The organism is Leifsonia sp. Root4 (assembly GCF_001425085.1).
In the GTDB taxonomy this organism is placed as follows: Bacteria; Actinomycetota; Actinomycetes; order Actinomycetales; family Microbacteriaceae; genus Microterricola.
This window is the reverse complement of sequence record NZ_LMDN01000001.1, coordinates 1,353,848-1,363,556: the sequence shown is the minus strand read 5'-3', so window position 1 is coordinate 1,363,556 and position 9,709 is coordinate 1,353,848. Positions and strand designations below refer to the sequence as shown.

Genomic DNA, 9,709 nt, shown 5'->3' with positions numbered 1-9,709 from the left:
ACGTTCGGTCAGATCGTTCGTGGCCCGTTCCCGTTCATCGAGTCGAATCGCTCGATCGACGTCGACCCCGTGCGCGGCCTCGTGTATGGCGCGGTGCCGTCGCGCGGTGTCGAGGTGCTGGACGCCGTCACGGGTGAGTCGATCGGCGTCATCGGTGGAACGGCCGACGCCTACTACGTGGCGGCAGACCCCGCCAACGGCCGCGTCGCAGCCGTCTACTTCAGCGATGTCGCCGATGCCGTGAACATCGAAGCCTTCGATGTCGAGAAGAACTACGCCTCGATCTGGGAGAAGACGAGCCGCGCGAACCCGCGTCAGCTCGACTTCGACAGCAGCAACGGGCTACTCTACGTCGGCTACACCGGAACGGCCGTCGGTTCCGGCGGCTTCAGCGTGCACGATCCGAAGACGGGAACGGTGCTCGGCGACTTCGCCGATCCGAAGTATGGCAAGGATGGCTACGGCATCTCGGTCGACGAGGAGCACCAGCGGGTGTTCGTCTCCAACCGTGACTTCCGCCTCAACCCGCCCGGCTCCGAGATGACCTCGGCCGCCGTCACGATCAGCGAGCGCGTGCTCGACCCGAGCTTCGACTACGAGCAGATATCCTCGCTCTCCTCGGTGAGCAAGGCGAACGCGAAGCTGCCGGCTGGCAGTGCGTACTCGGAGAAGAAGGATCTGCTGTACCTGGGTGACCAGAACTCGCAGAAGATCTCCTCGGTGAGCAAGGCGAACGCGAAGCTGCCGGCTGGCAGTGCGTACTCGGAGAAGAAGGATCTGCTGTACCTGGGTGACCAGAACTCGCAGAAGATCTTCGAGGTCGATCCGGCGACGGATGCGGTCAAGCGGGAGATCACGCTGCCGGAGAATATCCGGGACCTGGGCATCGATGATGAGGGTGAGCTGCTCTATGTCGGGCAGCAGAACCGGAACTGGGTCGTGGTGTCGATCGCGGATGCGACGTTCGGTCAGATCGTTCGTGGCCCGTTCCCGTTCATCGAGTCGAATCGCTCGATCGACGTCGACCCCGTGCGCGGCCTCGTGTATGGCGCGGTGCCGTCGCGCGGTGTCGAGGTGCTGGACGCCGTCACGGGTGAGTCGATCGGCGTCATCGGTGGAACGGCCGACGCCTACTACGTGGCGGCAGACCCCGCCAACGGCCGCGTCGCAGCCGTCTACTTCAGCGATGTCGCCGATGCCGCGAGGGCGAGCCAGACGAGGAAACGCACCCAGGTGAGCGTCGTCAGGTTGAGCATNGACGTTCGGTCAGATCGTTCGTGGCCCGTTCCCGTTCATCGAGTCGAATCGCTCGATCGACGTCGACCCCGTGCGCGGCCTCGTGTATGGCGCGGTGCCATCGCGCGGTGTCGAGGTGCTGGACGCCGTCACCGGTGAATCCATCGGCGTGGTCGGTGGAACGGCCGACGCGTACTACGTGGCGGCAGACCCCACCAACGGCATCGTCACGACGGCGTACTTCAGCGACGTCCCAGACGCCGTGAACATCGCCGCCTTCGACGTGGACAAGAGCTACGCGGCCCTGTGGTCGATGACGAGCAGGGCCAACCCCCGTCAGCTCGATGTCGACTCGACCCACGGGCTCGTCTACGTCGGCTACACCGGAACGGCGGCCGGCACAGGCGGATTCTCGGTGCACGATGTCAAGACCGGTGCGCTGCTGGCCGATCTGGCCGATCCGAAGTATGGCAAGGACGGCTACGGCATCTCGGTCGACGAGGAGCACCAGCGGGTGTTCGTCTCCAACCGTGACTTCCGCCTCAATCCGCCCGGCTCCGAGATGACCGCCGTGTCTGTCACGGTGAGCCAGCGTGTCGGAGCGGCCGGCCCGGTTGACCCGGTCGACCCGGTTGATCCCGTCGACCCGGTTGATCCCGTCGACCCAGTCGACCCCGTTGACCCCGTTGACCCCGTCGATCCGGCGACTCCGCCCGTCGGGCTGAGCTACACCGCCAAGGCGCTGAGCGCAATCGCCTCCTCAGCGGCGAACGCAGATCTCGATGTGCGCCCCGTCGGCTCGGTCGTCGACGAGAAGACCGGCCACGTCTTCGTCGGCAACGAGATGCGCCCGGCGCGGGTGTTGGAGATCGACCCGGTCACCGACACGCTCATCGCAACGCACCTCGTCCCGGGCGGTGCCGATGAGGGTGTCCGCGACGTCGCCCTCGACGCCGAGAAGGGCGAGCTTTACGTTGCGTACGGCGCATCGTGGGCCGTGCTCAAGCTGAGCGACGACACCGTGCTGCGCGGCCCGTTCACCTTCCCCTCCGGCAACGTGCGGGGCATGGACGTCGACCTGGCCGGCGGCCGGGTGTTCGGAGCAAGCCGAGCCAGCGGCTTCGACGTGATGAACGCCGTGACGGGCGAGCTGATCACGACGGTCGCGACGGATGGCGCCAACTGGCGCTCCCACGGCATCGCCTACGACGCGACGGCGAAGCGCATCTACGTGAGCAACTCCGATGCCACGGGCGCCACGGCATCCGTGCGAGCCTACGACGACGCGAGCTATGAGGTGGTGGCTGAGGCGGCGACCTCGGCTACCCCGGACCTGCGCTCGATCGCGGTCGACCCGCTCGCCGGGCGGCTGTACCTCGGCCACCAGAGCGACGCCTTCGAAGCGAGCGGCGTGCTCGTGCTGAAGGCGGCCGACCTGAGCACGATCCAGGACTACACGGCGACCGCGTACGGCAATAGGGTCTACGGCGTCTCGGTGAATCCGCTCAAGGGAACGGTCTACGTCTCGGCGCGAGATCGCTTCCCGACGGGCCTGATCGAGCTGCAGCGCGCGGCCGAGTAGCGCGGCCGGTGAAGGGCGCCTCGTCATCCGACGGGGCGCCCTGTCGCTGTGCTCAGCCGACTCCCAGCCGCGCGCCTTTCGCCGGCCTCCACAGTTTGGTAAACTTGAGTCACATCGACTCAAGTTTTGTCGACCGTCTGCCGCCGATCGCGGCATCCGACGGTCGAGCGCGGCACGGAAAGGAACACACAATGCAGCCAGGCCAGCAGCCACCCCAGGAAGACGCCAAGAGCGCCCTCGAACAGTACGGCGTGGACCTGACCGCGATCGCGGCGAGCGGCAAGCTCGACCCCGTGATCGGGCGGGACGCCGAGATCCGCCGGCTCAGCCAGGTGCTGACCCGGCGCACCAAGAACAACCCGGTACTCATCGGTGAGCCAGGCGTCGGCAAGACCGCCGTCGTCGAGGGCCTCGCCCAGCGCATCGTCGCCGGCGACGTCGCCGACTCGCTCAAGGGCAAGCGGCTCGTATCGCTCGACCTCAGCGCCCTCGTGGCCGGTGCGATGTACCGCGGCCAGTTCGAAGAGCGGCTGAAGAGCGTCCTCAAGGAGATCAACGAATCCGACGGCGAGATCATCACCTTCGTCGACGAGCTGCACACCCTGATGGGTGCGGGCGGCGGCGAGGGCTCGGTCGCGGCATCCAACATGCTGAAGCCCATGCTCGCCCGCGGCGAGCTGCGCCTGATCGGCGCCACCACCCTCAACGAGTACCGCGAGTACATCGAGAAGGATGCCGCCCTGGAGCGCCGCTTCCAGCAGGTGTTCGTGGGTGAGCCGAGCGTCGAAGACACCGTGGCGATTCTGCGCGGGCTGAAGGGCGCGTATGAGGCGCACCACGGAGTGACGATCAGCGACGGCGCGCTCGTGGCCGCGGCATCCCTCAGTAACCGCTACATCACCGCGCGCCAGCTGCCCGACAAGGCGATCGACCTCGTCGACGAGGCGATGAGCCGGCTCAAGATGGAGATCGACTCCTCTCCGGTGGAGATCGACCAGCTGAAGCGCCAGGTCGCGCGGATGAAGGTGGAGGAGCTCGCCCTCAAGAAGGAGAAGGACGACGCCTCCAAGGAGCGCCTGGAGAAGCTCCGTGAGGAGCTCGCGGAGAAGAGCGAGGAGCTCGGTGGTCTCGAGGCCCGCTGGGCGCGCGAGAAGGCATCGCTCACGGCCGTCGGTGATCTGAAGAAGCAGCTCGACGAGGCCACCCGCGCGCGCGACCGCGCCATGCGGGAGGCCGACTACACCGAGGCGTCCAAGCTCGAATACACGACGATCAAGCAGCTGCAGGAGCAGCTCGAGGCGGCGGAGCAGGCCGAGAACGACCCGATCGAAGACCGTATGGTCAACGAGCAGGTCACCGAGGAGGACATCGCCGCGGTCATTGCCGCGTGGACGGGAATCCCCGTCGGCCGGCTGCTGCAGGGTGAGACCGAGAAGCTGCTGCACCTCGAGAACGAGCTCGGCAAGCGCCTGATCGGTCAGAAGAAGGCCGTCGCCTCGGTCTCGGATGCCGTGCGCCGCACGCGTGCCGGAATCTCGGACCCCGACCGCCCGACCGGATCGTTCCTGTTCCTCGGACCGACCGGCGTCGGTAAGACGGAGCTCGCCAAGGCGCTGGCCGAGTTCCTCTTCGACGACGAGAAGGCGATGATCCGCATCGACATGTCGGAGTACGGCGAGAAGCACACCGTGTCGCGTCTCGTCGGCGCCCCTCCCGGCTACGTCGGCTACGAGCAGGGCGGTCAACTGACCGAAGCCGTGCGGCGTCGCCCGTACTCGGTGATTCTGCTCGACGAGGTCGAGAAGGCGCACCCGGAGGTCTTCGACGTGCTGCTGCAGGTGCTCGACGACGGCCGCCTCACCGACGGTCAGGGCCGCACGGTCGACTTCCGCAACGTCATCCTGATTCTCACCTCGAACCTCGGTTCGCACTTCCTCGTCGACCAGTCGTTGACGTGGAACGAGAAGGAGACCGCGGTGCAGCAGTTGGTGCGCCAGGCTTTCAAGCCCGAGTTCGTCAACCGACTCGACGACATCGTCGTGTTCTCCGCGCTCTCGCAGGAGGAGCTCGGTGAGATCGTCGAGCTCTACATCGAACGGCTGTCGAAGCGCCTCGCCAACCGCCGGCTCTCGCTGGCGGTGACGCCGGACGCCAGGCGCTGGCTGGCCGAACGCGGCTACGACCCGATCTACGGGGCCCGGCCACTGCGCCGTCTGATGCAGCACGAGATCGATGACCGGCTCGCGAATGCGTTGCTCAGCGGCGCCGTGCGTGACGGCGACCTCGTGCGGGTCGACCTCGCGGCCGACGGTGACAGCCTCACGGTCGGCGCGAGCGAGTAACAGCGCACCACGTCGGCTGAGTGATCCCTCTCCACGTCGGCTGAGGGAGGAACGACCGAAGCCCTGATGCCCGACCCGAAACGGCCGCCCCGAATACTGGGGCGGCCGTTTCGTGTACTCGCCCGCCCGCTGGTTCAGCCTGTCGAAACCCTGTTGGTCGAGTGGGCCCGCCAGGGCCGTATCGACACCCTGCCGCGTGCGAAACCCGCACCAGCATCGGTGGCGGTTCTCGAGGTTGCCTTGGAGAGGGCTGCCGCCTTTCGCGACGCTGCGCATCGCGATACTCGACCGGCAGAGTGTGCCGCTGGTTGAGCTTGTCGAAACCCGATTTCGACAAGCTCAATCAACGGGATCCGCGTAGGCTCGCAGCATGCGCGCAACTGTGATCCACGGTGAACGAGACATCCGCCTCGACGAGGTGGCCGACCCGGTGCTGGCCCTGCCCACCGACGCCATCGTGCGGGTCGTCGCCGCCTGCGTCTGCGGCTCCGACCTCTGGCCGTACCGCGGCGTCACTCCCACTCACGAACCGCACCGGATCGGTCACGAGTTCGTCGGCATCGTCGAGCAGCTCGGCGCCGCCGTCACGGCTGTGAAGCCGGGCGACTTCGTGATCGCACCGTTCTACCACTGCGACTTCACCTGCGTGAACTGCCGAAACGGCGTCAGCACCTCCTGTCTGCACGGCGGATGGTGGGGTTCGAACGACGAGTCCGGCCACTTCGTCGACGGTGCGCAGGGTGAGTTCGTGCGTGTGCCCAACGCCAACGGCACGTTGGTCGCAACGCCGTCTGTCCCGGATGCCGCCCTCGTGCCGAGCCTGCTGACCCTGGCCGACGTCATGGGCACCGGGCACCACGCCGCCGTCTCTGCCGGCGTCACCCCTGGCAGCACCGTCGCCGTCGTCGGTGATGGCGCCGTCGGCCTCTGCGCCGTGATCGCCGCGAACCGCCTCGGCGCCGCCCGCGTGATCGCGATGTCGCGGCATCCGGAGCGGCAGGCTCTTGCCCGCGAGTTCGGAGCGACCGACATCGTCGAGGAGCGCGGCGACGAGGGTGTCGCACGCATTCAGGAACTGACCGGCGGCATCGGCGCCGACTACGTGCTCGAGTGCGTCGGCACCAAGGAGTCGATGGACCAGGCGATCCGCTCGACCCGCCCCGGCGGCATGGTCGGCTACGTCGGTGCGCCCAACGGCGGCCCGGAGCTGCCGGTGCGCCCGCTCTTCAACCGCAACGTCGGTGTCAACGGCGGCGTCGCCCCCGTGCGCAACTACATCGAGGAGCTGCTGCCTGAGGTGCTTGCCGGCGTGATCGAGCCCGGCCGCGTCTTCGACGTCGAGTTGCCGCTCAGCGCGGTCGCCGAGGCATACGCCGCCATGGACGAGCGCCGGGCGACGAAGGTGCTGCTGCGGCCGTAGGGCTCAGGGGCGCGGCGGATAATTGCCGTACAGGCAGATGGCGAAGTGCAGTCCCAGGAATGGCGGCATGTTGTCATGGGGCTGACCGCCGCCAGCAGGCTGCAACGCCTGGGGGTGGAGCGGGACGAGATCGGCCGCAGCGCCCTGCCCGTAACGCTTCACCGGGGCGCGGCCCTGACGCGGAACGGCGAACACGTTGCCTGCCGGTGAGTTCGCCTGTCCCGGGATGTTGAGCGCCTGAAGCGCGTGCACGTGGGCGGGCATCTCGTCGAGGGTCAGGGTGACCGTCTTGCTTCCGCCGGATTGTCCCACCGTGTACGGGCTGAGACCGGGGCCCTGCCCCTGGCCGACGGCAAAGCGATCTGTGAGATTCGGAAGCCCGAAGGTCGACGTGCCGTTGCCGCCGTACTGCACGCCAAGAATCGAGTAGAGCGCAGTATTCTGCTGGATCGGGAGCAGGGAGCCGTCGCACCAGGCCCAGTCGATGGGGGCAAAGTTGAAGGGGAGGAGGCGGATCTCTCCGGTGTATGGGTCGGCCATGTCGTTTTTCCGTCGTTTGGAGGGTCAGGGAGCGGCGCAGGTCACGGGCGGCTGGGGTAGATGCCGGCCGTCGCGATGCAGAAATTGAGTGTGAGGAAGGGCGGTCGATTCTCGTGCGGCTGGCCTGTTCCGACCGATGTGACCGCCTGTGCGGCCATCGGGGCCGCCCCACCGGAACCCGTTGCGGCGAAGGCGGGCTTCCCGGGACTGGCCAGTAGGCCGTCGGCCGGTGTGAGTTGGGAGGCCTGCTGAATGGCGGACGCGCGATGGCTGTGCGCGGGCATCTCGCCGATCCACAGCGAGTGGGCGGCCTCACCCCCGGAATCACCCTGACGCAAATCGCTCGAACGCTGCGCACCGAGAGGCGACCGGCCCCGTAGGTCCGGCAGTGCGAAGGTGTTACGGCCGTCGCCGCCGAACTGCGTGCCGAGCAAACTGAACAGCGCCGAATTCGTTGAAATGGCCAGGAGGGTTCCGTCGCAACGCAGCCAGCCTTTCGGGGCCCAGTCGAAGCTGAACAGGCGGATCTCGCCGAGGAAGGGTTCCATGGTGTCCTCTCAGGGAATTGACGGCGGCTATGGCCGTGACGGGAAGATGCCCTGGAGGCAGATCATGTAACCGACGGCGAGGGAAGGGGGGATGTTGTTGTGGGGCTGGTTGCCGCCAGCGGCGTCGCCGGGGCTGGCCTCCAGCGGTTGCGGCGTTCCTGCCGACGCAGGTGCATAGGGAGTATCGGCCCAGCTCGCCGGGACCATGTTCTGAACGCCGGCGGTCGTCGCCGAGGCGGCCGCGGCGTGGAGGGGGTGCGTGTGCGGCGGCAGATTGCCCGCGCCGAGGGTCACCGTTTCTGCACCGCCGGTCTGACCGGTCGTGTACGAGCTCCCGGCGCCGGTGCCCTGGTGCACCGGGATTCTGCTGCGCAGATCGGGCAGCGCAAAGGTGGTCACCCCATCGCCGCCGTAGGTGGTGCCGATCAGCGCAAAGAGGACCTGGTCGTTGGCGATGCTGAGCTGCCGTCCGTCACAGGGCTCCCAGCCGGGTGGAGCGTAACTGCCGCCGAAATAGCGGATCTCACCGACGAATCCTTCAGACATGGTCGACCTCCAGCAGGTTGATGGTCGCGGTGTACGCGGTTTCGCTCTCGTAGAGCTGGGTTGGCACGAGGAAGAGTGCCATTTCGCTCATCCCGGGGCCGGCGAGGGTGAAGATCCCCTGCCCTCGAGCCGTGCCACGGCCGTGGAAGGTGAGGACGTAGCTCGCCGCGCCTGTAGCGGGTCGGCGCAGTTCACTGCACGCGCCGAGCGTGAGCGAGATGGCGTGCCCGCTCTCGTCGACGGCGGCGAAGGTGCTACCGACCAGTCGCAGGAACTCCGCGTGCTCCGGCAGCTGCGGGATGTGCTGCGCGTGCGTGGCGGCCTGTGTGGCGCGCGCACGTGGTGTGGCCCGCCAGAGCGCCCGGTGCGCACCCGTCTCGCCCTCAGCGGGCGTGATGTCAACGAAGCCGAAGCCAGCGTAGAAGGCGCGGGCCGGGCCATTGCCGCTCGCAACGGTGAGGGTGATGGGCGCCCCGGTGGCGTCGGCTCGGTCCAGCACTGCAAGCATCACAGCGGAGCCGTGACCGCGCCGCTGCGATGCGCTGAGCACAGCAATGTCGACCACGTGGATGCCCGCGGCCGTCACCTCCAGGACGAGCCGGCCGATCGCGGTGCCGGCAGAATCCCTGATGATCAGCCTCTCGGCCGAGGGGAAACTCTGCTCGAGGTGGTGCTGCCAGAGGCCGAATTGCTGGTCGAGGAAGGTCGCTCGGAATTCGTCCGGGAGGGCTCCAAGCTCAAGCGTGCGGGCCTCCGCGAAGAGCGAGTGCAGTAGTTCCTCATCGCCGGGCTGCTCGAGATGCAGCGACGTGCGGGGCGGCATCGTCTGCGTCGTTCCTGTGGATCCGATCATTGGGGGCGGTTGACGAGCGCCTGCAATTCGCGCAGCTCCGGATCGCCGATCGGGCTCAGGTAGAGCGATGCGGCGGGAGCCACCGGGTGGGTGATCGTATAGATCGCCGCCGTGCGCTCGGCTCCTGCCGGCGCTGTGAAGACGAGACTGAAGCGATTCTCGTCGTTGGCTGCCGCGTGGGTCAGGTCGAGGACGTCGGCCAGAATCAGCGGAGTGCTGCCTGCGTCGGTTGTGGCCAGGAAGGTCTCGCCGATGTGACCGATGAAGTGCGAGCGCACCGGTGGGCCGGCGGCGGGCGACGGCGTGAAAGCCGGCACTGTCGTTCCGAGGGGGACGGGTGCGCCGAGGGCTGGCGGCGCGCTCAGCGTGGCGATGGCGATCGAGCCGACGGTACCGGCCCCCAACGCCATCACTGCTCGGCGAGAAATCTCACGCATGGAGCCCCCAGGTTGGAATATGGACGTCGTCCATTCTTGTTCCTGGCGACCGCGTCGCGCAGCCCGAGAATCCCCCCAGTTCGGGGCCTTCTTTCGAGGGCAGCATTCCGATTAGATTTACGCTGCTGGACAGCGTCCATTATTCTGAGCTCCGCGGGGCGCCCGGCCGATTGCCACGGCAGCTGCACCGTCTGGCCCCGACTTC

At 67.5% G+C, this 9,709-nt stretch carries 7 protein-coding genes; 2 read left to right on the top strand and 5 right to left on the bottom strand.

What is annotated here, in order from left to right:
* Positions 1 to 3,009 precede the first annotated feature (3,009 nt).
* Both ASC66_RS06115 and ASC66_RS06110 read left to right on the top strand, forming a co-directional pair.
* Complete coding sequence (locus ASC66_RS06115; RefSeq protein WP_082492046.1) at positions 3,010 to 5,160, top strand: ATP-dependent Clp protease ATP-binding subunit; 2,151 nt, start codon at positions 3,010 to 3,012, stop codon at positions 5,158 to 5,160.
* 370 nt (positions 5,161 to 5,530) lie between these two features.
* The gene (locus ASC66_RS06110) at positions 5,531 to 6,580 is read left to right on the top strand and encodes a zinc-dependent alcohol dehydrogenase family protein (protein WP_055835962.1); all 1,050 of its coding nucleotides are present in this window, start codon (positions 5,531 to 5,533) and stop codon (positions 6,578 to 6,580) included.
* A gap of 3 nt (positions 6,581 to 6,583) precedes the next feature.
* Here ASC66_RS06110 and ASC66_RS06105 read toward each other — a convergent pair whose 3' ends face one another.
* From ASC66_RS06105 to ASC66_RS06085, 5 genes are read right to left on the bottom strand one after another with little or no spacing between them, the layout of a single operon-like run.
* Positions 6,584 to 7,120 carry a phage tail protein gene (locus ASC66_RS06105; RefSeq protein ID WP_055835959.1) on the bottom strand — a complete coding sequence of 179 codons (537 nt, stop codon included), beginning with the start codon at positions 7,118 to 7,120 and terminating at the stop codon, positions 6,584 to 6,586.
* Between the two features lie 41 nt (positions 7,121 to 7,161).
* The gene (locus ASC66_RS06100) at positions 7,162 to 7,668 is read right to left on the bottom strand and encodes a phage tail protein (protein WP_055835956.1); all 507 of its coding nucleotides are present in this window, start codon (positions 7,666 to 7,668) and stop codon (positions 7,162 to 7,164) included.
* A 27-nt stretch (positions 7,669 to 7,695) separates the two neighbouring features.
* A complete protein-coding gene (locus ASC66_RS06095) occupies positions 7,696 to 8,214 on the bottom strand; it encodes a phage tail protein (protein WP_055835955.1) in 519 nt (172 codons plus the stop codon).
* On the bottom strand, positions 8,207 to 9,067 hold the full coding sequence (locus ASC66_RS06090) for a GNAT family N-acetyltransferase (protein ID WP_055835952.1): 861 nt from the start codon (positions 9,065 to 9,067) through the stop codon (positions 8,207 to 8,209). Before ASC66_RS06090 ends, ASC66_RS06095 begins: the two co-directional genes overlap by 8 nt.
* The gene (locus tag ASC66_RS06085; protein WP_157509662.1) at positions 9,064 to 9,504 is read right to left on the bottom strand and encodes a DUF6916 family protein; all 441 of its coding nucleotides are present in this window, start codon (positions 9,502 to 9,504) and stop codon (positions 9,064 to 9,066) included. Before ASC66_RS06085 ends, ASC66_RS06090 begins: the two co-directional genes overlap by 4 nt.
* Between the last annotated feature and the right edge of the window lie 205 nt (positions 9,505 to 9,709).